The following is a 25,919-nucleotide window of genomic DNA, read 5'->3' as shown; positions in this document are numbered from 1 at the left end:
GTTTCATCTGCCACTGCTGCTGTATGCCCTGCCCGGCAAAATAAAGCGTTCCCTTTCCATCTTTCGCGTTCAGATAATCCAGAACTTCCATCAACCTTTCGCTACCAGCACGCGGCGCGTTTTCGTCGAACAGGTTCAACTGAGCCACGCCTTGGCTGAAAAAATCCCCCAGCAAGATTCCAGCCTTTTGATAGCGATGGCCATCCTGCCAGATTTTGTCCAGGCACTTTACCGCGGCGTTGATGATGTCGCGGGAATCCTGAGTGGGTGTGAGAAGCTTCATGGACGCACTGTTACCGTAATAGGGCTCGTTAAGCGCAAAGGGAGAGGTTTTCACGAACGCAGAGATAAAGCGGCAGTACTGATGCTCACCCCGAAGTTTTTCAGCGCCACGGGCCGCATAGCTGCAAATAGCCTGGCGCATCTGCTCATAGTCCGTGACGCGTTCGCCGAATGACCGACTGCAGACGATTTCCTGCTTTGCTGGCGCAAACTCCTCCAGATCAAGACAAGGCTCGCCGCGCAACTCCCGGACCGTTCGCTCGAGTACCACGTTAAAGTGTTTACGTATAATCCATGTGCTTTGTTCTGAGAGGTCCAGAGCCGTTTTAATGCCCATGGCGTTAAGCTTCTTACTTATGCGGAGGCCAACGCCCCAGACGTCCTCTACGGGTACCAGGGCAAGGAGTCGGCGCTGGCGATCGATATTCGATAAATCAACTACTCCGCCAGTCTGCCGCTGCCATTTCTTTGCGGCGTGGTTGGCGAGTTTAGCGAGTGTTTTTGTCTGGGCAATGCCAACGCCAACGGTGAGGTGCGTACGCTTCAGAACCGTAGCGCGGATCTCCTTGCCGAACTCGGTCAGGTCCCGGCAGTTTCGCACTCCAGTAAGATCACAAAAAGCTTCATCGATACTGTAAATTTCGACGCGGGGGCTCATTTCCTCTAGCGTCGTCATTACCCGGTTCGACATATCAGCATACAGCTCGTAGTTACTGCTGAAGCAGACAACGCCAGCGCGCCGGAAAAGCTCCTTTTGCTTGAAGAAAGGCTCTCCCATGGTAATTCCAGCGGCCTTGGCCTCGGCACTGCGTGCGATTACACAGCCATCGTTATTCGAGAGAACGACAACCGGGCGCCCTCTCAGGTCAGGCCTGAATACGGTCTCGCATGAAGCGTAGAACGAATTCACATCACAGAGCGCAAACATACTCAGCTCGCCGATTTGACGATGAAAGTAACAACGCCGAACACATTAAGCGTGTCCTCGCTGCCGACAATAATCGGCGAGTAAGCGCTGTTCATAGGATTGAGCTGCACGGTCGGGCGCAGTTGCAGGCGCTTAACAGTGAACTCACCCTCCACCGCGGCGATGACAATGTCACCATGCTCAGCAGTGCGTGAGCTGTCCACCACCAGCAGATCACCATCGCTGATCCCGGCTTCGATCATTGAATCACCTGCGGCTTTGACGAAATAGGTGGAGCTCGGATGAGCGACAAGTAACTCATTGAGATCGATACGCTGTTCAACGTAATCAGCTGCGGGGCTTGGGAAACCACACTGAACTAAGTCACTGAATAGCGGGAGAGCGATAATTTCTCGCAGTTCTGTTGGCCTAATGAAGTCCATTGCGTACACCTCAAATACTGTTTTTATATACAGTAGTTTTCTTTTTGAGGGTTCGCAATACTGCGGATTCCTTATGGCTGTACAAAGCTTCACCGCTTCGCTTGTAAGTTTCTATCTCTCCTCGAATTATAACCTTTGTAAATTTTTCGAGTTCTGACTCAGATGCGTATATTTAGACCAACCCTGAGTGATCTCCGCCAGCAAAAGGCATTGGGCATTACCGGCATCACCGCTACTTACTACCAAACTGGTGTATAACTAACCTACCTTACACTGAAAAATTAGTAGGTTAACCAGCCGTTTATTATCTATTATCATTCCGGCGAATTGATAATCGAAAACAGGAGTAAGAGCTTGCAGATTTGCATGATGGATTATGGCCGGCTGTCGTCAGATGGGAAAACGCTCAAGCTGGACTGTTATGGTATTGGATCATTTGACGTTCTGTCAGGGATCGAACGATATATCAACAATCCTAACTGCTCAGATATTGAAAAAGCCGCGATTCCACCCGGTACTTACTGGATTGTTGATCGACCCACTGGTAGTTTCGTTAACCAGGCGAGAGCTGAAATAATTGATCTGGCACACCTGTATAAAAACCATCACTCTGAATGGTTCGGTTTGTACAGTGCGCAAACCATGAGCGATTACGTCTATGTTAACGGTACGAAACGTGGCAGTTTCAGACTCCATCCTCTCAATACTGATGGTTCTGGTGTATCGTGGGGCTGCATCACCCTTTACAGAGCAGCCGATTTCCAGATTCTTCGTAATGCATTACTCAAACGGAAAAAAGTGACTGTACCCGGCGGAAAAGGATTAATGGCATACGGGCGTATTGATGTACGTGGTGTTCCTGACTTCAGTAAATGTGGTGTGAGATGAAAATCATAATATTCGTTACTTTGCTTATCGTCTGTTTTATCCTCATCCCAGATAGCTGGATTAATGATGTTTTCATGCAACATATTCGGATATCAGGTGATGGAGAAGAGGCCATGAATAACTATGATTTCACAATAATTTTGATTAAATTTTCTCTGTCCGCATTAATAGCGTTCTTGCTGATAAGACTGAAGAAACTTCTGAAGAAATAATTTTTGGTCATCAGAATTATCGATGCCGCCGCTGCTTGTTCTTTCGATTGGGCCGCGGCGCTAAACTTCCATGACTAAGAAAATTTTTTCTTAAACTCATCAAGTCCTTTCTGTGTTTTTTCCAACTGCTTAATGACGTAATTGAGAGCCAGTGCTGTATCGAGCATGATAACGTTGTTATCCAGTGCCAACGTATCATCAGCATCAACTCTGTTTCCTTCGCTATCAAACTTTGGCGCGGCAGGGACCAGCTTTACGTACTCACTATCAATCTTCATGACGTCCTGAGCGATTACACCCCGGCGAACTCTCTTACGAGGGTCATCGTTGTAGACGTAAGTTGCTGGCAGGAATTTCTTGATATTCTCGTATGACTGATAACCATCATCATATTTAATATCGTGCTTCAGCGTAATGTCACAGTTAGGCTGCTTCTGGAAAATATAGTTACCGGAAAGATTTCCACCAGCGTTGGCGTATATATCACCGTTTGCTGTCGTGAATTGAAATATACGTTGCCCGGCAGAACCACCATCCCCGAGTGTTGTTATTGCTACATCCGCCCACGAACTAGGCCCGGTAGCTATAGAACCAAGCCCTACTGTTGAAGAGTATCCACCACTGCATTGACTATGCCAACGGGCAAAAGGGATAAACCCTGCATCATTATTAACGGACACGTTACCTCGGAAAAAAGAGATATTTCTTTGCCATGTGTTAATGTCTGACCATGAGCCACCATAACCAGCCCCATCAGCTCCACACGAAGATGATTTGAATCTCTCATCGGGGTAAAACAAAAATGAACCCGCCGTACCAGTTCCGCTATTAACATTTAACTGCGCTCTGTCTAAATTAGTCCCGCTCCCCCGAACACCGCCCAGAGACCAGTTCCCGTTATACCAGGCCCCTCCCACAGCGTTTACATAACCTCCTACACTCCCATCCCCTGTGATGTTGTATAGCTTTACAGTCTTATCACCACCTTCCTGAGTAGATACGCCAATGCTGCTACCCTGAGTTACCATTAAATTCCCGGTTACTGTTCCACCCGTTTTCCCGTTCAACGAGCTTGTCTGGCTGATTACATACGGCCATGATGGTCCCGTAAACGTTGTACCGTCTGGTAGCTTCACAGTAATGTTACCAGCAGCACTAAAAACCTGTTGCCAGTTCTGTTTGTCGTAATTCAGTCCACGCAGTGCTTCAGCGCTTTGCGCCACCAGCGCGGCAGTTACCATATTCAGCGCCACACGGGGGACGGCTGACCAGGCCGCACCAGATTGCGTTGGCCCGGTGAAGTTGCTGACCAGTATCAGTTGGGTATCACTATCTACCGTTTTTACTGGTAACGTGTACGGAACGCCGCCCACAGTAGAGACAATGAAGTCACCTGCGGCAAGTTCGGTAGTAAAAGAGGTTCCGGAACCGCCAACAATAGCGGATCCATTTGTCAGGGTGAGGGTACCTGCCGACATAAAAGACTCCTGAGTGCAGATAATAAAAAACCCGCCGAAGCGGGTTCTTGTTTTGTTCACTTTGAACAGGTCGACCTGGTGAAGTTATTTTTGCTCACCCATCGCCAATTGAAGGGGTAGCCTGCCCTATATTCTGTCTGATTGGCTACTTTGCGCACATCGTAAATCTGTACCGACAGAACCTGACCTCCAATAAGTGCGTCTGCCTCGCATAATGGCTTTTGCTTTTGCAGAACTGAACCAGAGCAAGCAGAAAGAAACAGGCAAAATGCCATCGCTAACATTATTTTCGTCATTTCACACCTTGATTAGTTTTTATTAAGTGAAAACTAACGCAGCGGTACTGAAATATAAAATAGATATGACAGATCAATTAAATGAATTTGATCGCTTAAAACGATCAATCATAGGCGGCGGTGTTGATAGCCGTCAAAGCTATTCCAGTCGTTGTCCCACCCGCAGCAGAACCGGTAGCCGTGGTCGAGGGCGCGGCATTAATTCTGGTTGATGAACCATTAAACCGACATCCTGAGTAGGCTGTGATATTCACAATAGTGGGTGGTTTAGTGTTATTGTTCTGGATGATCTGGGAGCCAAGAATAGCGGGTGCCACCGCATAACTACCAGGCAAAGTGACGTCAATATTAATTCCACCTGTCGTAGCTCCAGGCGTCCCAACAGTCACAAGGTCACTCAATATCCGACTCTCGTTTGTCAGAACCAACTTCCCGGTGGCATCCCAGATAGCAAATCCCCATTTTGGCAATGTCTGAGGATAAATAGCAAAGATGTAAGCCGTTAATGTATGTGCCTGTCCATAGGCATTGCTTGATCCAACAAGAATATTTCCTCCTGATCTGGCTGCAGTAACCATAGTAGGCTGAGCAGTATCACTCGTTTTGCAAAAAACCATCGCCGGATAAGAAACGTCCAGAGCTATTGTTGCAGATGCACCGTGATATGCCCCGCTTGCTACTGAGTTAACCACTACCCTCCTGTAGAGACAAAATGGCGTGGACTGAGGCGTAATAAAGGGATTTCCATTATCCAGAGCTATCAGTGCGCCATAATCTGCCATTATGCTTTCTCCACAAAAACTACGAGCTCACATTCAGAGGCTGGATAATTTCCAATCCCAACGCTGTTTGCCGCGCCAAGAGTTATCGTATTTCCGCTGGCGACGATACTGCGCCCTACCGAGACCGCCCCCTTATCCAGAGAAACGACAAACCCGACCTTCATTCCTGCCGGAATGGTAAACGACCAGCTTCCAGAGTTTTGTCCCTCAGAAAGTTGAATACGTCCGACCACTGAAACTGGCTTAATACCATAATTGTTCGGATTGCCATTGGCATCCCATGTCTGAATGCCCCACGTCATTAAAATACTCCTGTAAGTTTACCAATCTGTACGCGGAGGACACCGTTCGCATCCCTGATGCTGTCAGTAACGTTCGTGGTCTTTCTTGCGCCCTGCCCATCGCTGCCGTAGTTTTCCCAGGTACCGCCTTTGTCCAGTTTCCACCCGGACTGCCCTGGTACGTAATTGTTGGACTGGATGAAGTTGCCAATTTTAGCATTGGTGATCGTGCCATCCTGAATAAATGCTGAGCTCATAAAGACCTGACCATTAACCACCGCGAACGGTGAATACTGGGCGTCACCACTGCCACTCATCAGTACAAACTGATTAGCGTTGAACCCAATACGGGTAACTACCGGTTTCCCGGCCTCAGCAAGCACAGCAATCGACATCCCAGCGTTGTACATCACGCCGTTTATCCTCACGCCTGTTTTGAGGGTGTAGATTGCCGAAGCACCGGAGGCATCGACGACGGCTGTGAGCTTGTCTTCTAGGGAAGCGGTGACGTTGTCGATCTGCGCCTGCACCTGTGTCGACATTTCGGCCATTGCCCTATCCACCTCAGCAATAGTAGTTTTCACAACGAGGATATCGGCGCGTACCTCTCCGTATTGCGCCCATTGATGTTCAACTGTTCTGTGGTTGGCCAGCGCGTTCTGCATTGCAGCTTCAAGATTGGTATCAATATCACTGGTCAGGCGGTCGCCGTCGGCCGAGGTAAGGAAATCATCTGCGATTTCACCCAGATAATCATCAGCATTATCGTTAGACATTCCCCTGATCCAGTCGGTATAGCCGGACTCGTTACCCGTTCTGTCGACCAGCTGGGCGCGATACCAGAATTCCTGCCCGGCTTTCAGCCCGAGCTGGGTATATTCAGCAGATGGATAAGGTACGTCCGATAGCAGCAACGGATCGGAAAAATCGCTGTTGGCCGTGTACTGGATTTCTGTTTTGAGGGTATCGCCGGTGTTTTCCGGGAACCCCCAGTTCAGACGAATACCCCAGTTAATGCCCGTAGCCATAAAGCCCACTGGCTTGGGAGGATTGCCAACTTTGCCGGTCAACGTCTTCTCTTCTGAATATCCCCATCCGGAAGAAATTTCCGCTGCGTTGATAGCACGCACGCGCACCAGATAGCGTCCGGCGTAAATCCCCGGGACGTCGAATGACGTGGTGGAACTGCGAGGCACGTTAACCCAGTTTCCGTCGTTGCGGCGCCATTGCGCCTCATAGGCGATGGCATTTTGTGCCTGGCCCCAGCTTACGCGCATGGTTTCGACGCTGATATTTTGCTGAATCACCGAAAACGAGCTGATCGCGATGTTGACTGGCGGCGACTGATTACCTGGAAGGATGACACTTACCGGCCGCTGATCTATAACGGCACCTGTATCGATACGGGCATATTTATCCGGATCGTGATTTGCCCCCGTGATGGTATATGTCCCGTCATTGTTATCGGTGACACTAATTACCCTGTACTGCTGCGCATAAAGTTCATCAGATTCAATAACCCATACAGCCTCAGTCTGCGGAAATTCGCTAAAGGCGGTTGTCACGGTAACCATTCCACCTGACAGGGACTGAATCGTCCGGGATTGGGTAATACCCGACGGCAGGTTTACCATTATCCTGTCACCGGCCTTAGCACTTGGCACCCGGTCAAGTTTGAGTACACGACCATTAACCGCGGATAATCGACCGCCTAAATCTCGACCAGAGAGATTGCGATCAGAAACAGCAATTATGTAGCCCGGCTGAGGAATATTACCGTCCAGACCAACGTCAAACGTTACAATCCTATCTTTATTGTTGGTCAGGATTCCCCAGCGCCCTTTTCTGTTAGCCTCAGACTGCCGGGTGCAACCGATGGCGGTGATCTCAAGCTGGTTGAAACCATAGCGCGCCACCAAAGCCTGCTCGAAGACGGGCTCCATTGCATCAGCATAGCCATTTGCCGGATCTGACCAGGAAACAAGAGCATTTGTGTAGCGACTTTTGGTTGTGCTGCTGGAATAAACAAATTTGCCGTCGACTACGTTAGCGTGCGTGTAGGTAAAATCGACATCTCTGGGCATGTCTGCAAGGGCAACAATCTGCTCGTCTCCCCAGTAGGTCATGCCTCGAAAAATGGCAGCAAAGTCACGCAGGACAGTGTAAGCGTCATTTCGATCCTGAATGTAAACGTTGCAGGTGTAACGCGGTTCAGTTCCGCTACCACCCTTACCGTCCGGTACCGATTGATCACAATATTGAGCGACCTGATAAAGAGTCCATTTGTCGATGTTGGCTGCCGTTAGCCGATTACCAAGGCCGAAGCGGTCAGTGACCACCAGATCGTAAAATATCCACGCAGGGTTATCCGTCCATGCCCACTTAAATGCGCCCGTCCAGGTGCCGCTGTACGTTCGTGTTTCCGGGTCATAGGTATCGGGCACACGAATAACACGTCCGCGAGGCTCGCAGGAAATTTGCGGAATTGAGCCATTGAACTGGCTCGAGTCAAATTCAATGTACAAAAGCGCAGAGTTCGGATATCGAAGTTTGGCGTCGATTACTTCTGTGAAGCTTTGCAGCGTCATCGTGTCGCCAATCTTCGCGCTATTGGCATCGGCTGTAATTTTGCGCAGCCTGATGGTCCAGGTGCTGCCCGCCTGAGGTAAATCAATACGGTGGCTGCGCTCGTAACCTGACGTCGTTTTCCCGGTCACGCTGGTATTCAGCACTGTCTGCCAGGAGCCGCCATCTGTCTGCAGGTCAATTGCATAGTTGACCGAATAGCCAACCAGATCGCCATCATCCTCCTGTTTGAAGAGAGAAGGCCATTTTAGACGCAGGCGAACAGCTGAAAGCTGCGTATTAGTGAACGTGCGCGTCCACGCTGTAGAGCTGGAAACTTCGGAGCCTACATTGATTTCATTTTCGGTACCCGGGATCCCTTGAATGTATTTTTGCGCCTGAGTTCCAGAACGAAACTCCCACGCCACACCGCTGAAGTTCTGTGAACCATCTGCGTTCTCAAGTGCGGTGCCATCGAGATAAATATCGCGCGCAGTAAGGCCACCAGCAAACTCCCCCTCTCCCAGCGCGAGAAGGATTTTTGCCTTGGCTACTGACTGCAGATCGTCTGGCTGTTCTGTAGGAGTTCTTGAGCTTGAACTGCCGCCCTTGCGGCCTTTAATAGCGGTTGCTATAGCCATATTGCGCCCATAAAAAAAGCCACCCGGAGGTGGCCATAATTAGAACAATGTTGAATTAAATATTATTTGATAAGCAAACCAAAATAATAGTGCTCATCGAAAATACGGAGAAAGCGAATTGCACAATTACGAACGTACTCTAATTGTTCCGAACGAGGAATGTCACCGTGTCGCGGATAGTTCAGGTAATAATACCCAACCTCATATTCATAATTATTTGTAAAATCATCATGCAATGCGCTCCAGTACGTCATTACTCTATATAAAAGGCCATTTGGCAAGTCATACCATTTAGCAAAAGTTCTAGTTAATTCACTCCAGACATCATCCTCAAGTTCAGAATAGGTGAGCTTTTTGAATGTTAGTCGCATTGCCAATATGAACGCGACTCGTTCAGTAGGCAACACTTCCCCAATCTCATCAACGTAGCCATCAAAGTAGCGAAATACCTCATCTTTCGAGATTTCCTTATCTAATCCCAAAGATGCCAAAATCAAAAGATTTGAAGACTCATTGCCAGCAGAAATCTGGTTTTCAGCCCAGTCTGTGAACGCCCTTCTGTCCAAACCAGGCTCGTTTAATTTTCTTAATCCAAGTAAATCTTGAAAGTCTATAGCATAACCATCCATAAGCATTTCCAGTCTTATAATGCGTTCTTTCAAGAAGATACTCTTAGCTTGGCACTATAGCTACTGCTGATCGTCAACATAAATGCCAGCAGAAATGATCGCACCACCGATTCGTCGCTTGCCGTAAAGAAGCGGTACCGGATTTCCTTGGGCTGTCGTATTGGTTACTCCACCAAATGCGTAGCTGGCCTTGTTGTCTGCCGATTGCTTGCTGGCAAGTCCGGTTGTCTGTGGAGAAAGCATTTGTACGACACCGCCAAGGGCCATCGCAGCGCCAAATTGCATTAGAGGAACGCCGACAGCACCACCGCCAAAGTATGACGCCACAGCACCAACTGCGACCAAAGCCACGCCTAAGATGGTCTGGAATACTCCACCACGTTTACTCCCGAGGATAACCGGCGCAATACGGATATCAGCACTACTCTGATCCATAGAGAGTTCGTCATCGTTCAGGTTACGCTTACCGCTGAAAACAGCGTAGGTTAGGCCGCGCTGCTTGCTGGTATTCAAAAAACGCTCGAAGCCTGGCACGATAACGCACAATGCGCGGATGGCTTCTTTTGGTGAGGCTACCGAAAGTTGGAATTCGCGGCCAAACGTAGTACCCAAAACACCATATAGACGAACAGTACGGACGGATTCGCACATTATCCCTCCTGCATGATTAGGCTTTTATGCCTGACAATTTTCATGGTTCTCTCCATCCAGTAACCTCCATATGGCACACGTTGACTGAGGTGACCATAAAGATGATGGAGAAGCATGTTCCCCTCCAGCAAGATCCCTGAATGGTTCCACTTATTCGATTCCACCTGCATGATGATCAAATCGCCCGGCATTGGTGATCCACTGAATTCTCGGAACCCACATTCGTACCAGCAATCCTGATAGAAATTATCCGGATAGGAGTCCTCCCACCACGGATAATCAACACGGTAATCCTGAAGTTCGACATCATGCTCCTGCCGGAAATAGCTCATCACCAGCCCCCAACAGTCGTAGTGTCCGAGCACAAACGGGCGCCCGAGCAACGGCAATTCACCTCGGGGAGTAATGGTACGAAAGTCTCCTTCAGGCCAACTGACAATATGCCAGGGCAGCAACGTTGCATCGCATTGAGCCTTGTCCAGTTCGCTTGGTTGGGTCGTCGCGTCAGGGTGACTATGTACGATTCCCGTTATCGTCCCCCAGTCTTCAGCAGCGGCGTAATCCTCTGGTGAAAGGTGAAACTGTTCCGTTGGTTCAGCAGCCAGATTACGGCATGGGAAATAGCGTTCCACCCGGCTTTTCTGCGCTATCACACCACAGCATTCGCGGGGATATTCTTTCGCAGCATGCGCCAGGATGGCCTGAATCGTTTTCTGACGCATATTAGCTCCTGATCAAAGATGTTCCCGGAAAACCACCGAAAGGAAGTTCATTGTGTTCACCAAACCGAAGCTTGCAGGCGGTGAGCGTGCCGTTGCATTGATCCAATGAGGGATCGCTTACCGGATTGTTGTTTCTGTCGAAGTAAAGCGTGCCGGCATAATCGCACCCATCGCCGGTGCGGTACCTATTCCGGATGCACCATGTGCAAAGGGAATGCAGCTGCCTGGTCGGGATCATTAACCCCTGCAGATCCATCGGGCTGGTAAGAACAAACTCGATACTTTCATCGGGAAGCTCGCTATTTTTACCGTCGATATAGAAAACCCGCTTTCTCACCTGCAAGGGATCTGCTGTTGGATTTCCATCCGGGAAATTGCGCGCATCCAGGTAATGCGCAAAAGTGTCATGAATCGTAACTTTGGCCTGCAGCATATCGTCATAGGCCAGACAGAGTGCAGTGATAGAGCTGTCAATGTTGGCAACGGTGAGCGTAGGCTGGGCGCTACTGCCATCGGTTGAAGCTTCCAGTCCCTCGAGCTTATATGGCCAGGCACCATACTCTTCGCCCTGCCACCAGATACTCTTCGCCTTTAACTTTGATTCGTCGCCACCAGCAGCCGCAATCTCTTCTTCAGTATGCGGGAGGTTATAAGCGTGAAAGCGCAGAACGTCCTCCAGGCCAAACGCAGAACCGTCTACCTCAAGAAGACGTATTTTTTCACCAGGTTCGAGGCGTTGATAATCTTCAGTAATCATGGTGCGTATGCCTGTTTGAAGGTTGCTTTTATGGTCATCACCTTGCTGGATAGCGGCTGGACTTTAATGGAATCAGCTTCAATCCGGTATAAACCGGTTTCGCCGACAGGAGACGTCCAGATAAAGGATTTTGTGATGTGTTTGCGGCAAAAACTCAGTGCATCGAGCATCTCTGCTTTTTTTCCCGTTAAGGTCATCGGCCATGACTGTTTTTCAGGGTTGATCCCTTCACCGGCGATCTGTTCAAAGCCGTCGCCAAAGGATGCAGAGCGTGTTGCGTAAGTGAACTCCCCTTCCATGCCCGCCTGAATCTGGGTTCGCCAGTTAAATATTTCGATCGCCATGTTTCCCCCGGGCATAAAAAAAACCCGCCGAAGCGGGTTAAGTTGATAAGTCAGCTCAAAGATATCTTTTCTTTAAATCTTCAAGCCTGCTGTTTTCTTTCTCTGTAAAGCCAGAAGCATCAAACATCGCTTCTTTATTTGCACCATTTACTCTCGTTACTGTAACTGTGAAGACCGCATCAGCTGGAGCATCAACCTGCCCCCATTCAGAAAACTTATTCGGAGCCAATGCCCAAGTAGCTTCTTCACCCGGTTCAAGCCCGCCAGCAATTTCGTAGTTAAAATCTTTTTCCAGCCATGGAACTGAACGTCCATCGCTGGCTATCACTCCATTGAAGTACACACGGGAAATAGCTTTATCAGTATTGTTTTTCACAACAAGGCGAATAATAGGTTGTGGCTTCCCATACTCTTCAGGTTCCAGGCTAAATCGAGATGATAGAACCTGTACTTTTTTGAGTTCTTCTTTGGCCTTCTCAGAGTCAGCTTTTTTCTGTTCAAGCTCTTTGATTTCCTGAATTGCCTGCTCTTTCTGCTTAAGTTCCCTCTCGGCAGTTACTTGCTGGGCATAAGAGATGATTTCCTCACCAGTTTTGCCAGACAGGGGCTCGCGCATCTTCTTGCTTAGATCTTCTTTGTCACTTTCTGACGATGCTCGCATCAGATCAGCCATATTAATGTTACTGAACGCTACGACCTTTAAAGCATTATCAAATTCCTCCCGTTTATTTTCCGGAAGTGATTCTCTGACCTTGGCTATAGATGATTTCATTGCGTCATCAGTTGATGAGTCAATTTTAGGTTTATCGCACCCGGCTAATAAGAAGGAAAGAAATAACACACCTACAATTTTTTTCATGTCCCTATTCCATCAGTAAAAATTGAGATTAATCCTATCAGGAATTGGCATAACGGCAAAATCTGCGGAGGCACTTTATCTTGATTTCGTTGCATTCCAGATGAGACCTCCAGGCTGGAGCTGTTTGGCTATACCTGCGCGTACTGACTGATCAATGGTCTGCTTGTAAGCCCGAGAAATTGCGTCACTGTCACCAGAAGTCTGCTGCTGAGTGTTCTGGTTATGAACGTTCACGGACGTTTGAACGGTTACGCCGCCAGTTGCCGAAGATTGCAGCCCATACATCGGGGCGCGGCCAACATAACCGCCGTTTGCATACCCCTGAGCTCCACGCATAAGCGCATACAGATTGCCGATACCCAGTGCACGGGTCGCTTCCTTCGTAAACACAAACTCACCGCCGTGTACAACGCCTTTCGGTTGGTATTTACCGCCATCTCCCGTGTAGCCGCCTCCATCAAAACCGGGGACCAAACCACCACCTGAGAAACCAAAGAACGCGCCGATACCGGTTCCACCAAACGCTGACTTCATTCCATTAACCAGAGCCAGTTGGGTCAGCATCTGGGCGATGCCCTTGAGGAAAGTAGAAAGGAAATCTGAGAAGTTAGATTTACCTGTGGTGAAGAAATCAGTCAGGGTGCTGGTCATGCCGGTGAACGCGTTACTAGTAACCGTCTGCACCTGGGAGTACACATTGGTCGCGCTGTCTTCGAAATCAACCCATCCCTTTTTCGCGCCGGTCAGCCAATCACCGCGTAGCTGATCCTCAGCATTATAGTAATCGTTAGCTGCCTTAAGCTGTTTCTGATATCCCTCTTCATCCAGCGAACCACCCGTATTTTTCCAGCCGGCGGCGAGCTGACTTTTTGCCAGCTCTCGCTGCGCCTGGCGGTCACTCATCCCCGCGCCACCCAGTAATGCGGCCTGTTTCTCAGCCATTTGCGTGACGTATTTCTGCGAGGTATCCATGCGCTTGTTCAGCAGTTCCTGCGCGGAAATCTGATCACCCAACAGGGCTTTCTGCCGCGCTAACTGTAGCACCTGGTCTTTACTCGCGAGCAGAGATTGCTCCTGCTTTGTCAGAGAGCGAGATCGGGAGGCCTCTTCCAGCACCTGAAATTTCGCTTCCGTAGTCCAAAGGGCTTTGCGCTGTTGGCTAATAGTATCGTTCAGCCCTTTATGCTGCTGCAGCGCGCGTAACTGTGCCTGAAGCGCCAGTAGCTCGGCCTGGGCAGCATCCGTACTGCGATCGCCAGCCGATAAAGTGCCCTGCTTTCCGGTTTTGGTCTTTTTACCAAAAGAAGCGACTCCTTCCCGATCCTTCTGGGTGGTTGCGGTACTTATCTTTCTGGTCGTATCGAGGTATTTACCTGCGCTGATATCAGCCGCATCCCAGTCTTTTTTCAGCTGAGAAACACTGTCTCCATAAGCACCGGCCATTTGTTCGTTATAGTCCTGCCATCCCTGCAAAGTATCCGTTTTCGCCCAGTCAGGAATGAGATTAATCGCAGCAGCGATAGAGGAAGAAATGATCTGGTTCAGTTTCTGGAAAACTATCGCAACGCTGTAATAAATTGCGTTGAATTCCTTCAGTGTGTTTGATGCCAGCTCAGCTACCCACTGACCGATATTCTGCATGGCCTCAGACGCCCAGTCTTTGATATCCAGCCACAGGCGACCAAACGGTGTCAGCGAGTCATAAGCCTGCTCTCCGCGTTCTGCCATCGTATCACCAAACAGGTCAATAGCCTGTGTAACGGCCGCGGTCTGGTCCTTCTGTTTCACCAGCTCATCAATATGCTTAAGCTGTGAAACAGTCAGGAAATTGTATTGTTCGTTTAGACTCTGAAGGGCTTTAACCGGATCCTTTTCTATATCCTGATATGCCTTGGTGATGTCCTGCGCCGAAACAATACCGGTTTGAACTGCAAGTGCCGTAGAGCCTGCCACTTTTTCAAGCTGCTGCTGTGTGAGCGATCCCATGCTAATCAGTTCAGTCATTAGACTCTGAACGGTTTCTACAGTAGCACCAGTAGAAGCAGCAATCGACTGGGAGGAAGCCATTACCTGGAGCGCTGACGTGCCAGCAATGTTGCCTGTCCTGATAATGGCCTTGTTAATTTCGTCGTAGGCGGTGAAGTAGTCCGCTCCCGCTTTTGCCGCAATCAGAACGGCACCAGCCAAGCCACCAATGGCCACTCGGGCAGGAGTCACCATCGACAACATCGCTTTCAGAGCATTGCCTACACCGCCAAACGAATCGCGCAGCTGGCCGCCCTGCTGAATGGCTACCATATAAACCGGCATACCGGACGCCAATGAAGTCACGATGTCGGTCATTTGCATCGGTAGATAACGCATCGCGTTGCGGTATTGCCCCGCGCTGATCGCTCCTGACTTCCAAGCTTCCTCCTGCTCTTTCAGTCGGGCGATCATCGGTGCAGCACGATCGGACACGCCAAGTTGGGATGCTTTTAGCTCTAACAATTCTACGCGCGTTTTTCCGATTGCTGTGACCTGCTCTTCCAGCGAATCGATAAAGGTCTTGCCCGCCGCAGCTGCACGCTGCGCTGCCTGTGCCTGTTTAATGCGAGCCCGCCCCTCTGCGGTCTCAGACTCCATGACCTGCGCCAGTTTAGCTCGGGTCGTCTCAAGCACGCTGTTGTAGCGAGTAAAGTCTTCATCCCCTAGCAGCCCTTTACCGCGAAACTTCGCCAGGCTCTCCTGGATAGTGTCCAGCTCATCCAGCGCCTTGTTTACCGGACTAATTTTATTCAGCAGGTTCTGCAGTTCCTGACGCTGCTGCTTCAGGCTTTCGCTGTTCTTCTTCTGGTTATCAATGCCGGTGCGGAACGTACTGTTCAGGTCATCCGCTTTACCTGCCGCGGCGGACGCGGTCTCCTGAAAGCGATCTAGTGCCTGGTTACCGCGCTCCAGCTCAGTGGTATTTACGCGCAGGGAAATCGTGGCGATGTCATTACTCATTCCGACCTCTCTTTATGCATAACTTTTAGTGCGGCGCTCTCCATGATTCGGATGTCCGAAAGCGCGGTTGCCTCGTCCTCAACGTGGTGCAGGCTCATCACCCAGGGCAGCACGTTATAATCAAGCCCTGATGCGCCTCCCATGCCCGTGCGCCACTGCGTGCTGACAGCCTGAAACACCAGGAATGAAGGCCATACATCTGGCCAGACGTCGATGTATTGATCGTCGTAGTCATCCGGCGAAAGACCATATGGCGCCAGGTCTGCCGGGGTGGGTTCAGGCGTATAGAACGCAGAGGCAACCGCTATCAGTTTTTTTCGCGCTGCCCCATCAGCTCGCGGTAGTAGGTTTCCGGGATTGCCTTCATTGCCGCCGGATAGTTTTCCAGCAGCACCGACAGGTTTTCCGCGTTGAATGCATCGGGAAGTGCCCAGCCAGAAATGATTTCCATCAGAAAATCAGTGGCGGTTTTGCCTTCGAGTTTTTCCAGGTCAGCCAGTTCTTTAAGTGGTTTGTGATTAAACGTGAACGTCAGCACGCCATCCTCATCGCCGGCTCGGGGGATCGAGACATTGGCCTTAAATGTTGGTTTGGGCTGAAGGGTGAATTTGGTCGCCATCGATACCTCTTAACAAAAAAAGCCTCCGTTATGGGAGGCATTGAATAGTGAAAGCTCTGACGGGTCAGGCGGCAGCGTCAGTCACCTTGTAGAACGTCATCGCCGGTGACTGCAGGTTCAGCACCACACTCACTGTCTCTACCTCGTTAACCGCAGTAGTTGGCGTATCGTCAAAGGACGCCGTGGCCGCCCAGTAACGGTTTTCCTTCGCCTTCGGCACGTACATGTAAGCCGCAACCGTCTCTTCGTCTTCGTCCAGTTGGCGCAGCAACGGATATACCGGGAGAGTTGAGTCGTGAGCGATCGAGTAGGTCTGGGAGACTGCGGATTTATAGGTATTCAGGTTGCGCTGGCGATCATCGCTGAGGAACTGAATCTGTGTAGTGTTCTGATCGCCACCTGATTTCGACACCTCAGTAATTTGCGGCAGCTCGGTCCATTCAAGCACCTTGCGGATCGAACCGGTACCGCCACCAGCGGCATATTTGTTTTTGTTGGTGGTATTGATGTTGCGAAGAGTTACGGCGCTTTCGGCAATCGCATCAATTTTTGCAATGACGTTATCAACACCGGACCAGTTGCAGTTCACATGAACAATATCACCCACCTTGAGTGCGTCCGCTTCACTCACGGTGATTACCATGTTTTCGGCGTTCGTCGCCCCGGTGAAAGAAATGGCTGGGCCATAGCCCGATGCCAGATAGACGTGGGCGCCATTAGGCAATGCAAAGCCCATATTGGTTACTCCTTTAGAAACGGGAAAACCGGCAAAGAGCCGGTCAGGTTTAGTAGGTTGTGAGGATTAGCTGGAGATATCAGCTCGATAATTGAGACTAACGGGAACGGTATAAGCGACAGATGTAGTGACCCCGCGGAAAACACCAGGCGTTTGATCTATCCAGCATGTAAAACCCCTGCCTTCAATCTCCTGCCCCTCGGGGAACAATTCAGCCACGCGATCAGCCAGGGCCACAACATCGCTACGGCCTGTGCCGGCTGGGGCCACAACGTTAATCTGGTATACACCTGAATAAATGCGGCAGCGCAATCCAAGGTCTACCGTACGCGGCGTGGCGGGCATGTCATGGACAGCAAGATAGAGCCCATCAGATGGCGGTGTGAAAGGCACGTTTTCCCATGCAACTGGGATCCCTTCAGCATCAGCCCACTCGCCGAGCCTGGCGGCCAGCGCCGCCGCGATATCGGGGATCATTTAGTCACCTCCCTTACTGCATCCTCAAAAAATCGCTGAAGCTCAGCAGCAGTAATGCGTACCATGCCTCCCGGAGCTTGGGAAGAGTGCCCCATCTCCAGTCGATACGCGTAAGGGACGTTGTTGCAGAAATAAATAGCCTTCATCCCGACTTTGAACAGCGACAGCGTGTAATTTCCTGCGGCTTTTGTCAGATTTCCGGTTTTATCGACACGTCCCGTTTCATCTGTGGTCGGTGCATCAAAAGACACCTGCCAGTTGCCCCGAAACCGTCCACCGGTATATCCGGGCGGCGCTTTGATATCCATCCCATCCACCAGTCGAGCCTTCTTCTTGAGTCGCCCGGTTTTAGTCAGATTATTAGGGTCCGATTTTTGCGCTTCGTTATGGTCGTATACCGCCTGATTGTAAGAGGCTGCCGTCTGGTTGATGCCCCAGAGTTCGGGGTTGCCGACAGGTGACATCATCACCAGTTGATTAAGGATCCGAATGCAGACAGCACGTACGACCTCTTCCTGATTCGCTTTGGCTTTGTCCACGAACGCGGTGATGGCAGCCATGAACGCCTTATTATCGTCCACGTTATGCCCTCAACTGAGCTTTGTAGCAGATCACCACAGGGCCCGGTTTCACGGGGTTAGGTTTAACCACGCGGTGGCTTACGCCGTCCACGACGATCAGATCGCCGATTTTAATGTCCTTCTCAGCAGTGAAGACAATCCGTACATCGCCGTTTTCTATGACCGTTCCGTCAATTTCTCCAGGTACGTAATCCGTCTTCACTCCTGTGGCGGTGAACTGGATATCCTCGGAACGATGCTCCACACCACCGATGACGATTAACGTGCCCTTACGCGTGACGTTGTATGCAATGCCGTTCTGCTTGAGCAAACGAGTCGTTGTCGCCTGCATTCGCTGATAGTTGATGGCCATTACGAGCGCTCCGCGAAAGCATTGATTGCATATCCACGCCCACCAGCCAGGTCGCCGAGAATAGCCATTACCGCCGGGTAAGAAGGTGTAAACGCCTCACCATCGGCAACCGCATAGGTCATGGTAACGGCGCCTTCGACACGTTCGGTTTTAACCGCGGCCTCACGAACGCTTGAAAGCAAATCGCCATCAATTGCCTCGATAGCCAGCATGCATTGTGCGGTGATAACCTGCCGCGGCACCTGGTCGGGTGGGAAGTCGTGTCCATCCAGAATGACATTTGCGCGTGGCCAGGCCAGCGGCTGTCGAGGGTCTGCTTTGGAACCTACCCAATCAAGCCCTTCCAGGTAGTCCATTGACTTAATCAGCAAAGGTGTAATCTTGTCAGGCAGTTCAATGCCGCGTATTTCCGCAAATGACGCCAGTTCATCTTCGCTGGCGTAACTGTTAACGTCAGCGGCGGTGATATCGGTATTAATCATCTGAGCTTCCATAGAATGGGGCTTACGCCCCATCGGTTAGCCTGCAGCAGGTGCGGTGAAGGTGATTTTCTCACTGGATTTAGCAATACCATCAACAGTACCGGTGACGGTAAAGGTGCCTGCTGTATCAGAGGTGAGTTTGACTGTCGCCCCACCAGCAGAACCGGTCTGAGAACTGGCCGTGCTTAGCGTACCGCCCGTTGAACTCCAGGTAACAGTTTTGCTGGAAACACCTGCGCCATTTAGCGTGTACTTCAGGGAAATGGTGACCGCATCTGTGCTGTCAGCGGTTGCGGAGGTTTTATCCGCTGACAGCGTTACTCCCCCACTGCGGATCCCAGCTTAATCAGCACGCCTGCCGTAGATTTGTTGCTGGTAAAGTGCTTCTTCCAGTTTCCCGCAGTTCCAATGGCGGTCAGGTCAGGGTTATCACCTTTTGCGGTATCCCAGCTGTAGCCCAGCAGTTCAACGTTCACGGTACCTTCAGCGCGATAGCCAACCGCAAGGTTTTCCTGATCGTTGATATCGTAGGAACGGAATCCCGGCGCCTGAGACTCAGTGACTGTAACAGCCCCAGCCACCAGCCCAAGGATCGCATCAGCGTCCATGGTGTCGGTCACCAGCACAGGTTTACCAAGCGTGCCCGGCTGCCCGCCGTAAACCACCACGCCTGCTTCTTCGTAGATTTTGTTGGCAATCGCCTCATCGACAATGTCGAAATAGGTCGCAGAGTGCATCACGAACAGAGCCACGCGGTTAAACTTGTCACCATATTTGCGCAGGCCACGCGTCAGGGTCTTTTTACCGTCGGTCTCAATGTCGGCAGTTACGACCATGTCGGTGTTAGCACCAATCGCCGCAGTCAGTGCTTTCAGGCCATATTTCACGTAGCCTTCCAGCGTGGCATCTGCCACATCAACGCCGATCACTTCGGAGAATTCGTCGACAGAGCGGCCGCGGCGTTTGAATGCCTCTTCGGTGGTTTCATACGGGCCATATTTCCACGGTGCTTTGACGGATACGGATTCGCCGGCGCCAATCTTCTTGCCCGTCACTTTATCGGTGGAGTTCGTGTCACGCGATTCGATAGAACCGCCCACTTTGTAGAAGGCTCGCTTGCGGAAATCGCCTTCAATCAGCTCGTTATCCAGCAGGATCGCACCGTTGGAAGAGGCGTTGAAGATTGCGAGGTTATCCTGTCGTCGCTCAAGGAAAGCGGTCTGCGCCAGGTCGTCATAAATGATCAGGTCACTATTAACAGTGGTAGACATGGGTTAATCCCTTATTTTGGAAGTTTGAGGAAGGCCTGCTGGCCATGCTTGCGGATATAGTCCGCTTTGTCGCTGGCGCTCATTTCGGAACGTTTGAGGCTTCCACCACCGTTTGGTTTGTGTCCGCCCGCGCCGGTGCCTTCCGCGCGTGGGAACAGATGCGGAGCCGTCTCCTTAAGAGACTCCGCCCACTCAAGCGGGCTTAGTGGGGTTTTGCCGTCTTTACCGAATAGAACATCGCCATTTGCATCAACTGCTACGGCCTCGCCTTCGTCGTTGAGCTGGAATGTGCCTTTGGCACGCAGAATCAGATCGTCGGATGCTTCCGGCAGCGCGCCAGCTTTTGAGGCTGCTGCACGGATTGCATCGCCCAGAACTCGATCCCGGAATTTGTTGGAGAACGCTTCGGCTTTGTCCGCGCGCTCGTTTGCGGCTTTAATTTGCTTGTCGACGTCAGCACGCAGACGCTCGGTGCGCTTATCGAGCACCTCATCGATTTTTCCGGCGGCAATCAGCTTTGCCTCTTCGTCGTCGGAAAAACGCTGGAGAATGCCGCGCACAGCGTCTGGATCGATACCTTCAAAGCGGGACAGGTTTTCTTTCTGCTGCTTAATTGTGCCCAGCAGCTCAGAGTTTTTCGATTTCAGGCCAGTGACTTCGCTGGTCACACGCTCATCAATAAGCTTCTGGATTTCAGGGGTGATTTCGATACCACCGCCACCGCTGCCCTCGCCGCCGCTTTCTGGTGCATAGAATTTCAGAAGCATGTTTCGAATTAACATATTTTCCCCTCGGGATTTTGCCGGGCCTCGCCCATAAAAAAGCCCCGGCAGATGCCAGGGCGTGAAGTAAGAAGTGGTTGTTAGTTGTCAGTGCCTGAGAGCTGCTTCAAGCGTTCCAGGCTGATCCATTCGCCTTTGTCAGTGAACATATCAGCCAGGTTGATTTCACCGGCTCGGAACAGACGGCCACGCTCGGCACCCAAAACCTGATCCTGCCGTTGAGCTGGCTGACGCCCGAGCCATTCCAGATACGTGGTTTTAGCTGGCACCTGGCCATCCATGCTGGCACGAGTGCCCTCGTCCATCTCATCAATATCAATGCCGAGTTCGCGCCAGGACTTGAGAATCAGGGTTTCAGTAGAACGACAGCAGAAATGAATCTTCCCGGGTCCCTGCAGGTAAGGCACCTTATGCCCGACCGGTTTGTTATCCAGGGTGTAACGCAGCAGGTCACGAATAATGCAGTCGTGGCTGGTTTTATTGTCCAGCGTAGACAGCCACTGTTTGCCTTTCACGATATCGCTATTGGCGCTGGTGAAGCTGTTGCGCGCTGTGGCAGCCAGATGATTCACAGCTGTTTTAGCGATGCTGGCGGCATTTGCCCTGCTCATCTGCAGCGCGCCGTCGCGATAGTCTTTGTTGGCGTGGCCACGAACATTGCGGGCTATAGTTTCTACCGTGTCGCCGGCAAGATAGCCCCTGCGGACGGCGTTCACGATACGCGCCAGCCTGTCCGATTCCAGATTATCCGCCCACTCACTCAGCAGCCGCCCCTGAAAGGGCTGCGCCATCGCCGCGGCATACACCATATCGGCGGTGATGCCCTGCAGCGGATAGTGAGACAAGACCTGTGATGGCAAAAGGGAATCGAACAGGCTCAGCTGATAACTGGCTTCGTTCTTTGCCAGCGCCACCAACTCAGTCTCGAGCCCTGCCTGCATGGTGGCTACGGCCTGATGGTTAAGATCGCGCACGCTGCCCAGTAAACTCTGCAGACGGCTAACGGTGAAGCTCTCAGGAGGCAATCTGTCCAGCGCATCCAGTAGACGTGCCAACAGGTCAGCATCCGTCTCGTTAAGCAACTTCACCATCCGGTTTGCCACGCCGGTGGCGTAGCGGCTTAACCAGACGGAATGTGCGATCGACTCATCGCGCAGACTTTCGTTAATGGTGGGCATATCAGCCTCCCGTCAACGTTGGTGCCTGATTGCGAAGTGCATCAATAACCTCGTCCGGACTGTCGGCCGGGTCAATGAGATCAAGCTTCTGCAGCGCGCGAATCATATCGCTATCGCGCAGCGCACCGGACTGCCAGGCATTGACGATTGCCGTCACCATGCCCGACTCAGCAACCTTCGCGATGAATTCCTGATTGATGGTGTAACTCGTCGTTTCGCCCTTGATGCCGAGGTATTTCGCACACCAGCCAAGCGCCAGTGTATAGGCCTCAGAAACGTTTGAAACACAGATACCGAGCACTGATGTTGATGATGTTTGCTCACCGCTCGCCTGGGTTGCCGTCTTCGCCGTGGCGTTCTGCTCAATCAGTCGGGCGCCCAGCTGCACCATGTAATCGCGCTTACTGTCCATGGCCTCTTTAGCCAGCATGTTCGGCTGCGCCTGGGCATAGCCAAACGAGCCCTCCTTGGGAAGCAAAAGCGGTGATCGGGAACCAATTTTCACGCCCTTCTTCTCGAGGTGATCGCGCCAGCCGGTATCGAGCCCAGTCATGTACGGCTGCACCTGGCCACAGAACCACACGCTGTCTTCATAGTCAGCACTGTTACGGTAATGTCCGTGGTTTATCTCCACCAGCGCGGCCAGGGGTGAATCATCGATAGTGGGATCGTTGTTCTGAGCGCCGACAAAAGTGAACGGGATTTCGTCCCAGTAGTCCTTTCCTTTCGGCTTAGGGTGGTACTCACTATCAACGGTGTAGGTTCCGCTTGCGGTGCCACCAGCCCGGCGCCATACCCGGCAGATGAACCGCCCTTCTTCCAGCGCCAGCTCGCGGTACTGGATTTCATCCTTGTAAGCGTAACCATCCGGCTCTTCTACGCATTCGCGCAGCACCACCAGCACCAGTTGATCGCGCCCGTTAATGCGCTTTGTTCTCCAGTTGATGATGTTCTCTGCCGGATAGCGGAGAATGATCGCCTCATCGGAGGCTTCTGCATAGTCGACATAAAGCCCCTCTCGCGCGACCTCCAGCACGTTCTCAGCCACCAGCTGAGACTGCTGATAGATGCTGGTACCGGCCCCGTCAGCATTGTCCAGCAGGTATTTCAGCTTCTCAGGACCATTAAAGGTAGGATCCTTTCGATATGCCATGCCAAGCATGCCGATTTTCGTGTTGCCAGCAATTGAGTAGAACACCGCACGGCTTAGATAGTCCTCATTACGCTTACGGTTGCGCGTGGATTTATCAGTTGGGTCGAGATAAGGCAGGTACTTATTACCCGCTGCCTTTACCGCCTCAGATCCTTTGCAGAAGTCCCTGTATTTCCTCCAGGCAGCAGAAGCCGCCCGGTGTTCTGGTCGAACCCAGGTGATGTCGTCGTTTGCCATATCAGAAAGTGGTGTCCATGGTGATTGAGTATGCCGGTTTTACGATCGGGTAATCCTTCACGATGAAGTACCCACCAGCATCATTGGGGTGATCGTTATCTGCTGATTTGTCCGGTTCGCCATTTGCCGCCCAGATTTGCTGCTCGAGGCTTTCGGTGTAAACCGGGCAGTTCTGAACGTTAACCAGATAGCGGCGTTCACCGTTGGCATTGCAGAACATGGCGTTCATCGAGTTGATGCGGTCTTTAACCGGCGGGTTGGCGTCATCAACAATGACGCTGAATCCGGCATCGTTGAGCTGAGCAATATCGGTCTTGCTGGCGTTCTGGGACTTGCGGGAGTCGCCAGAGGCATCCGGATAGATGTAAATCTCCCGGCTTTTAACGTATCGGCCATCCTCGTAGCGCCAGAACTCTTCCTGGATACGCTTAATCATCGCTGGCGTGTCGTAGATCTTCACCAGCTCACGGACCGCGCGCGGCAGGCCATTACGCTTAACGTGAACAATCGCGGCCATTTTTCCAACGTTGAAGTCCATACCGATAAACAGCGGATCACCGTCCTGAATCTCGTCAGAACAGTTATTCAGCTTGCGGTTAAAGGTGTGGTAAATCGTCCCGCTGTTAAGGTTGGTGAACTTCCCGCGCAGATAGGCCTGAATCAGTTCGTCAGGGTAAGAACTAAGCAGCGATGGAATGTAATCAGGCGGTAGATTCTTCGCATTGTCGAATGTGCTGGCCTGAATCAGCCCATACAGGGCTGCCAGTTGGGGCTTTTCACGTACCGCCTTCACGAACTGCTGATAGACGAATTTGAAACCTTCCGGTGTGGTCGTTACATCGATGCCATTACGTAGCCCATCAACCTTGTAACGCATACGAGCGATGATTTTTCGCCAGGCCTGCTGCGCTTTAGCAGCCGCCATGACGTCCAGCTCATCAACCATCGCATTACCGATTTTAAAGCCGACTATTGAGCCTGGTTTCTCCATCGAGCGGCAGATAGTTGTCCCGCGGTACCGTCGCCCCTCATAGAAGTGAACCTCTTTGTTACCCTCGTTGATTTTGACGGTTAACCCCCAGTCGAAGGCCACCTCTTCAATCGTCGGGTAGAAGATGTCACGGATCTGCGGATATGTTGGCGCAAAATAGCCCTGGTTAATCTTCGGGTGCTCCCACATCCCTTTGCAGATGCCACCACACCCCACCCACGTCTTACCTGAACCGAACCCGGCAACATAGGCTTTGAATTTGTGCTGCATCGCGAGGAAGCGCGCCTGAGGAATGTTAAGTGTCGGGCTGATCCCCATCGTCTGCCCTCGCATCCACTACGTTGATATTGATCTGCACTGGGGTCGGTTCGTCATCATCACCATCACCGGCCAGCTCCTTGCGGAGTTTCTCGACCTCAAGCTGCCGGCGTTCGATTTCAATCTGCTGCAGGCGCTGCGCAAACTCGCTATCAGCCAGGCCAAGGCGTTTCATCACCGCTTCGAACATTTTTTCACGGCTGATGGCTGCGATTTCGACGCTATTTTTGCCAACCTTCACGCCTGAATAGGCGAGCCTGGAAGAGGCCGGGAGTTTGCGTGTATCAGGGAAGTAAGGCTGGCCAATGCCGTCACCATTACAGCGCGGGCATTCAGGGTTAGGTTCTCGGTTGTGATCGTAACCGTAGCCGCCAGTGTCCTCGCGGTGGTCTTACACCCTCCTTTGCCTTCAGTTTTTGCCGAGTGCTTCGTCGAACTCAACTGCATCGCGCCACTGGTAGTGATGGCCAAAGCCCCAGCAATAACGACAAGCGCCGCGGCGATACTGCGAAAGCTGGTTTGCATCGAAGGTGGCAAGCTGCCACATCTGCGCGAGGACTTCATCGGCACTGCCAAGCGTGCGCGCAATCGAGGCTTTCTGCTGCTGCGCAATGGCTTGCGCAACTGAAGTTTTCTGAAGGAGTTGATAGCCGATTTGTTCAGCTGATTTTTTACTGTAGCCAGCCCGGATACCTGCCTGTGTGGCATTGCCATCCTTCAGGTACTCCGCGACAAATAAGCGCTGCTGAGCAGTAAGTCCATCATCATCCACCAGCTCTTTTGCGCTTTGTATCTTTCTGCGCAGTGCGCACTTTTTTCTAGCGCAGGTTTTTGCGCAGAAGGTTTTTTGATATATCGACGGGCGGTAGCGTAGTTCAGTCCCTGCGCTTCACACCATTCCTTTGGTGATACGCCGGTTGCGGCATGTTCGGACAGGAACCGTTGCTGTAGCTCGCCCCAGTCCGGTTTTGCCATTTTGATTCCTACATTTACTTGTTATGCTGATGGAAAATTGTG

General features: G+C 51.4%; 28 protein-coding genes and 1 pseudogene. 1 reads left to right on the top strand and 28 read right to left on the bottom strand.

All coding sequences use genetic code 11. From position 1 onward, the window contains the following. Both ACMGGX_RS19480 and ACMGGX_RS19475 read right to left on the bottom strand, forming a co-directional pair. The coding region (locus ACMGGX_RS19480; protein ID WP_420298797.1) for a Y-family DNA polymerase at window positions 1-1,210 on the bottom strand (1,210 nt) is incomplete at its 3' end. A gap of 2 nt (window positions 1,211-1,212) precedes the next feature. Continuing rightward, window positions 1,213-1,632: a translesion error-prone DNA polymerase V autoproteolytic subunit gene (locus ACMGGX_RS19475; protein ID WP_063440027.1), complete on the bottom strand. Its 420-nt coding sequence runs from the start codon at window positions 1,630-1,632 to the stop codon at window positions 1,213-1,215. Window positions 1,633-1,986: 354 nt separating this feature from the next. On the opposite strand from ACMGGX_RS19475, the gene ACMGGX_RS19470 reads away from it, so the two are divergent. Beyond that, window positions 1,987-2,520, top strand: coding sequence for a DUF2778 domain-containing protein (locus tag ACMGGX_RS19470; protein WP_063440026.1), 534 nt, complete (start codon window positions 1,987-1,989; stop codon window positions 2,518-2,520). Between the two features lie 286 nt (window positions 2,521-2,806). Here the strand turns inward: ACMGGX_RS19470 and ACMGGX_RS19465 are convergent, their stop codons facing one another. From ACMGGX_RS19465 to ACMGGX_RS19340, 26 genes and pseudogenes are all read right to left on the bottom strand, one after another. After that, on the bottom strand, window positions 2,807-4,210 hold the full coding sequence (locus ACMGGX_RS19465) for a tail fiber domain-containing protein (RefSeq protein ID WP_420298796.1): 1,404 nt from the start codon (window positions 4,208-4,210) through the stop codon (window positions 2,807-2,809). Window positions 4,211-4,266: 56 nt separating this feature from the next. Continuing rightward, the gene (gene cor / locus ACMGGX_RS19460) at window positions 4,267-4,506 is read right to left on the bottom strand and encodes a phage exclusion lipoprotein Cor (protein WP_074166715.1); all 240 of its coding nucleotides are present in this window, start codon (window positions 4,504-4,506) and stop codon (window positions 4,267-4,269) included. A gap of 104 nt (window positions 4,507-4,610) precedes the next feature. Further along, complete coding sequence (locus ACMGGX_RS19455; RefSeq protein ID WP_074166714.1) at window positions 4,611-5,288, bottom strand: hypothetical protein; 678 nt, start codon at window positions 5,286-5,288, stop codon at window positions 4,611-4,613. After that, a complete protein-coding gene (locus ACMGGX_RS19450; RefSeq protein ID WP_063440020.1) occupies window positions 5,288-5,590 on the bottom strand; it encodes a hypothetical protein in 303 nt (100 codons plus the stop codon). The genes ACMGGX_RS19455 and ACMGGX_RS19450 overlap by 1 nt, the downstream gene beginning before the upstream one ends. Beyond that, complete coding sequence (locus ACMGGX_RS19445; protein ID WP_420298795.1) at window positions 5,590-8,775, bottom strand: host specificity protein J; 3,186 nt, start codon at window positions 8,773-8,775, stop codon at window positions 5,590-5,592. Before ACMGGX_RS19445 ends, ACMGGX_RS19450 begins: the two co-directional genes overlap by 1 nt. Window positions 8,776-8,837: 62 nt before the next feature. Further along, the gene (locus ACMGGX_RS19440; RefSeq protein ID WP_420298794.1) at window positions 8,838-9,404 is read right to left on the bottom strand and encodes a hypothetical protein; all 567 of its coding nucleotides are present in this window, start codon (window positions 9,402-9,404) and stop codon (window positions 8,838-8,840) included. Between the two features lie 60 nt (window positions 9,405-9,464). After that, window positions 9,465-10,055, bottom strand: coding sequence for a tail assembly protein (locus tag ACMGGX_RS19435; protein WP_063440014.1), 591 nt, complete (start codon window positions 10,053-10,055; stop codon window positions 9,465-9,467). Then, window positions 10,055-10,777, bottom strand: a complete 723-nt coding sequence (locus ACMGGX_RS19430) for a C40 family peptidase (protein ID WP_088205518.1) — start codon at window positions 10,775-10,777, stop codon at window positions 10,055-10,057. The genes ACMGGX_RS19435 and ACMGGX_RS19430 overlap by 1 nt, the downstream gene beginning before the upstream one ends. Before the next feature lies 1 nt (window position 10,778). Next, on the bottom strand, window positions 10,779-11,534 hold the full coding sequence (locus ACMGGX_RS19425) for a phage minor tail protein L (protein WP_317454781.1): 756 nt from the start codon (window positions 11,532-11,534) through the stop codon (window positions 10,779-10,781). Beyond that, a complete protein-coding gene (locus ACMGGX_RS19420) occupies window positions 11,531-11,878 on the bottom strand; it encodes a phage tail protein (RefSeq protein WP_420298793.1) in 348 nt (115 codons plus the stop codon). Before ACMGGX_RS19420 ends, ACMGGX_RS19425 begins: the two co-directional genes overlap by 4 nt. A 55-nt stretch (window positions 11,879-11,933) precedes the next feature. After that, the gene (locus ACMGGX_RS19415; protein ID WP_313148659.1) at window positions 11,934-12,737 is read right to left on the bottom strand and encodes a DUF6694 family lipoprotein; all 804 of its coding nucleotides are present in this window, start codon (window positions 12,735-12,737) and stop codon (window positions 11,934-11,936) included. Between the two features lie 75 nt (window positions 12,738-12,812). Next, a complete protein-coding gene (locus ACMGGX_RS19410; protein WP_420298792.1) occupies window positions 12,813-15,725 on the bottom strand; it encodes a phage tail tape measure protein in 2,913 nt (970 codons plus the stop codon). Then, window positions 15,722-15,985, bottom strand: coding sequence for a DUF1799 domain-containing protein (locus tag ACMGGX_RS19405; RefSeq protein WP_370552061.1), 264 nt, complete (start codon window positions 15,983-15,985; stop codon window positions 15,722-15,724). The genes ACMGGX_RS19410 and ACMGGX_RS19405 overlap by 4 nt, the downstream gene beginning before the upstream one ends. A gap of 47 nt (window positions 15,986-16,032) precedes the next feature. Then, complete coding sequence (locus tag ACMGGX_RS19400; protein ID WP_023344275.1) at window positions 16,033-16,344, bottom strand: phage tail assembly chaperone; 312 nt, start codon at window positions 16,342-16,344, stop codon at window positions 16,033-16,035. Between the two features lie 64 nt (window positions 16,345-16,408). Further along, window positions 16,409-17,080: a phage tail protein gene (locus tag ACMGGX_RS19395; protein WP_025913016.1), complete on the bottom strand. Its 672-nt coding sequence runs from the start codon at window positions 17,078-17,080 to the stop codon at window positions 16,409-16,411. A gap of 66 nt (window positions 17,081-17,146) precedes the next feature. After that, window positions 17,147-17,557, bottom strand: coding sequence for a DUF4128 domain-containing protein (locus ACMGGX_RS19390; RefSeq protein WP_063944176.1), 411 nt, complete (start codon window positions 17,555-17,557; stop codon window positions 17,147-17,149). Beyond that, window positions 17,554-18,138 carry a hypothetical protein gene (locus ACMGGX_RS19385; RefSeq protein ID WP_420298791.1) on the bottom strand — a complete coding sequence of 195 codons (585 nt, stop codon included), beginning with the start codon at window positions 18,136-18,138 and terminating at the stop codon, window positions 17,554-17,556. The genes ACMGGX_RS19390 and ACMGGX_RS19385 overlap by 4 nt, the downstream gene beginning before the upstream one ends. A 1-nt stretch (window position 18,139) precedes the next feature. Continuing rightward, the gene (locus ACMGGX_RS19380; RefSeq protein WP_420298790.1) at window positions 18,140-18,490 is read right to left on the bottom strand and encodes a hypothetical protein; all 351 of its coding nucleotides are present in this window, start codon (window positions 18,488-18,490) and stop codon (window positions 18,140-18,142) included. Next, complete coding sequence (locus ACMGGX_RS19375) at window positions 18,490-18,972, bottom strand: DnaT-like ssDNA-binding protein (protein WP_370883814.1); 483 nt, start codon at window positions 18,970-18,972, stop codon at window positions 18,490-18,492. The genes ACMGGX_RS19380 and ACMGGX_RS19375 overlap by 1 nt, the downstream gene beginning before the upstream one ends. Before the next feature lie 36 nt (window positions 18,973-19,008). Continuing rightward, on the bottom strand, window positions 19,009-19,236 hold the full coding sequence (locus ACMGGX_RS19370; protein WP_420298798.1) for an Ig-like domain-containing protein: 228 nt from the start codon (window positions 19,234-19,236) through the stop codon (window positions 19,009-19,011). A 53-nt stretch (window positions 19,237-19,289) separates the two neighbouring features. Next, complete coding sequence (locus ACMGGX_RS19365) at window positions 19,290-20,243, bottom strand: major capsid protein (RefSeq protein ID WP_370883815.1); 954 nt, start codon at window positions 20,241-20,243, stop codon at window positions 19,290-19,292. An 11-nt stretch (window positions 20,244-20,254) separates the two neighbouring features. Further along, complete coding sequence (locus ACMGGX_RS19360; RefSeq protein ID WP_065102449.1) at window positions 20,255-21,025, bottom strand: hypothetical protein; 771 nt, start codon at window positions 21,023-21,025, stop codon at window positions 20,255-20,257. 80 nt (window positions 21,026-21,105) lie between these two features. After that, window positions 21,106-22,203 carry a phage minor head protein gene (locus tag ACMGGX_RS19355; protein ID WP_420298789.1) on the bottom strand — a complete coding sequence of 366 codons (1,098 nt, stop codon included), beginning with the start codon at window positions 22,201-22,203 and terminating at the stop codon, window positions 21,106-21,108. 1 nt (window position 22,204) lies between these two features. After that, the gene (locus tag ACMGGX_RS19350) at window positions 22,205-23,593 is read right to left on the bottom strand and encodes a DUF4055 domain-containing protein (protein WP_420298788.1); all 1,389 of its coding nucleotides are present in this window, start codon (window positions 23,591-23,593) and stop codon (window positions 22,205-22,207) included. Between the two features lies 1 nt (window position 23,594). Next, on the bottom strand, window positions 23,595-24,902 hold the full coding sequence (locus ACMGGX_RS19345) for a terminase large subunit domain-containing protein (protein WP_420298787.1): 1,308 nt from the start codon (window positions 24,900-24,902) through the stop codon (window positions 23,595-23,597). Then, window positions 24,880-25,877, bottom strand: a pseudogene (locus ACMGGX_RS19340) (terminase small subunit). The gene ACMGGX_RS19345 and the pseudogene ACMGGX_RS19340 overlap by 23 nt, the downstream one beginning before the upstream one ends. Window positions 25,878-25,919: the final 42 nt, after the last annotated feature.

It is taken from the genome of Enterobacter sp. BNK-29 (assembly GCF_048684785.1).
In the GTDB taxonomy this organism is placed as follows: domain Bacteria; phylum Pseudomonadota; class Gammaproteobacteria; order Enterobacterales; family Enterobacteriaceae; genus Enterobacter; species Enterobacter cloacae_M.
Note: the sequence above shows the minus strand (reverse complement) of the source record. Positions and strands in the feature narration are given on the sequence as shown.

What these genes read in the sequence shown, in the direction of transcription:
- ACMGGX_RS19475 (WP_063440027.1), bottom strand. Translation starts at nt 1,632, where the DNA reads ATGGACTTCATTAGGCCAACAGAACTGCGAGAAATTATCGCTCTCCCG.
- ACMGGX_RS19350 (WP_420298788.1), bottom strand. Translation starts at nt 23,593, where the DNA reads ATGGCAAACGACGACATCACCTGGGTTCGACCAGAACACCGGGCGGCT.
- ACMGGX_RS19345 (WP_420298787.1), bottom strand. Translation starts at nt 24,902, where the DNA reads ATGGGGATCAGCCCGACACTTAACATTCCTCAGGCGCGCTTCCTCGCG.
- ACMGGX_RS19375 (WP_370883814.1), bottom strand. Translation starts at nt 18,972, where the DNA reads ATGATTAATACCGATATCACCGCCGCTGACGTTAACAGTTACGCCAGC.
- ACMGGX_RS19465 (WP_420298796.1), bottom strand. Translation starts at nt 4,210, where the DNA reads ATGTCGGCAGGTACCCTCACCCTGACAAATGGATCCGCTATTGTTGGC.
- ACMGGX_RS19380 (WP_420298790.1), bottom strand. Translation starts at nt 18,490, where the DNA reads ATGGCCATCAACTATCAGCGAATGCAGGCGACAACGACTCGTTTGCTC.
- ACMGGX_RS19430 (WP_088205518.1), bottom strand. Translation starts at nt 10,777, where the DNA reads ATGCGTCAGAAAACGATTCAGGCCATCCTGGCGCATGCTGCGAAAGAA.
- ACMGGX_RS19410 (WP_420298792.1), bottom strand. Translation starts at nt 15,725, where the DNA reads ATGAGTAATGACATCGCCACGATTTCCCTGCGCGTAAATACCACTGAG.
- ACMGGX_RS19450 (WP_063440020.1), bottom strand. Translation starts at nt 5,590, where the DNA reads ATGACGTGGGGCATTCAGACATGGGATGCCAATGGCAATCCGAACAAT.
- ACMGGX_RS19365 (WP_370883815.1), bottom strand. Translation starts at nt 20,243, where the DNA reads ATGTCTACCACTGTTAATAGTGACCTGATCATTTATGACGACCTGGCG.
- ACMGGX_RS19440 (WP_420298794.1), bottom strand. Translation starts at nt 9,404, where the DNA reads ATGGATGGTTATGCTATAGACTTTCAAGATTTACTTGGATTAAGAAAA.
- ACMGGX_RS19395 (WP_025913016.1), bottom strand. Translation starts at nt 17,080, where the DNA reads ATGGGCTTTGCATTGCCTAATGGCGCCCACGTCTATCTGGCATCGGGC.
- ACMGGX_RS19455 (WP_074166714.1), bottom strand. Translation starts at nt 5,288, where the DNA reads ATGGCAGATTATGGCGCACTGATAGCTCTGGATAATGGAAATCCCTTT.
- ACMGGX_RS19435 (WP_063440014.1), bottom strand. Translation starts at nt 10,055, where the DNA reads ATGTGCGAATCCGTCCGTACTGTTCGTCTATATGGTGTTTTGGGTACT.
- ACMGGX_RS19415 (WP_313148659.1), bottom strand. Translation starts at nt 12,737, where the DNA reads ATGAAAAAAATTGTAGGTGTGTTATTTCTTTCCTTCTTATTAGCCGGG.
- ACMGGX_RS19390 (WP_063944176.1), bottom strand. Translation starts at nt 17,557, where the DNA reads ATGATCCCCGATATCGCGGCGGCGCTGGCCGCCAGGCTCGGCGAGTGG.
- ACMGGX_RS19360 (WP_065102449.1), bottom strand. Translation starts at nt 21,025, where the DNA reads ATGTTAATTCGAAACATGCTTCTGAAATTCTATGCACCAGAAAGCGGC.
- ACMGGX_RS19355 (WP_420298789.1), bottom strand. Translation starts at nt 22,203, where the DNA reads ATGCCCACCATTAACGAAAGTCTGCGCGATGAGTCGATCGCACATTCC.
- cor (WP_074166715.1), bottom strand. Translation starts at nt 4,506, where the DNA reads ATGACGAAAATAATGTTAGCGATGGCATTTTGCCTGTTTCTTTCTGCT.
- ACMGGX_RS19445 (WP_420298795.1), bottom strand. Translation starts at nt 8,775, where the DNA reads ATGGCTATAGCAACCGCTATTAAAGGCCGCAAGGGCGGCAGTTCAAGC.
- ACMGGX_RS19425 (WP_317454781.1), bottom strand. Translation starts at nt 11,534, where the DNA reads ATGATTACTGAAGATTATCAACGCCTCGAACCTGGTGAAAAAATACGT.
- ACMGGX_RS19420 (WP_420298793.1), bottom strand. Translation starts at nt 11,878, where the DNA reads ATGGCGATCGAAATATTTAACTGGCGAACCCAGATTCAGGCGGGCATG.
- ACMGGX_RS19400 (WP_023344275.1), bottom strand. Translation starts at nt 16,344, where the DNA reads ATGGCGACCAAATTCACCCTTCAGCCCAAACCAACATTTAAGGCCAAT.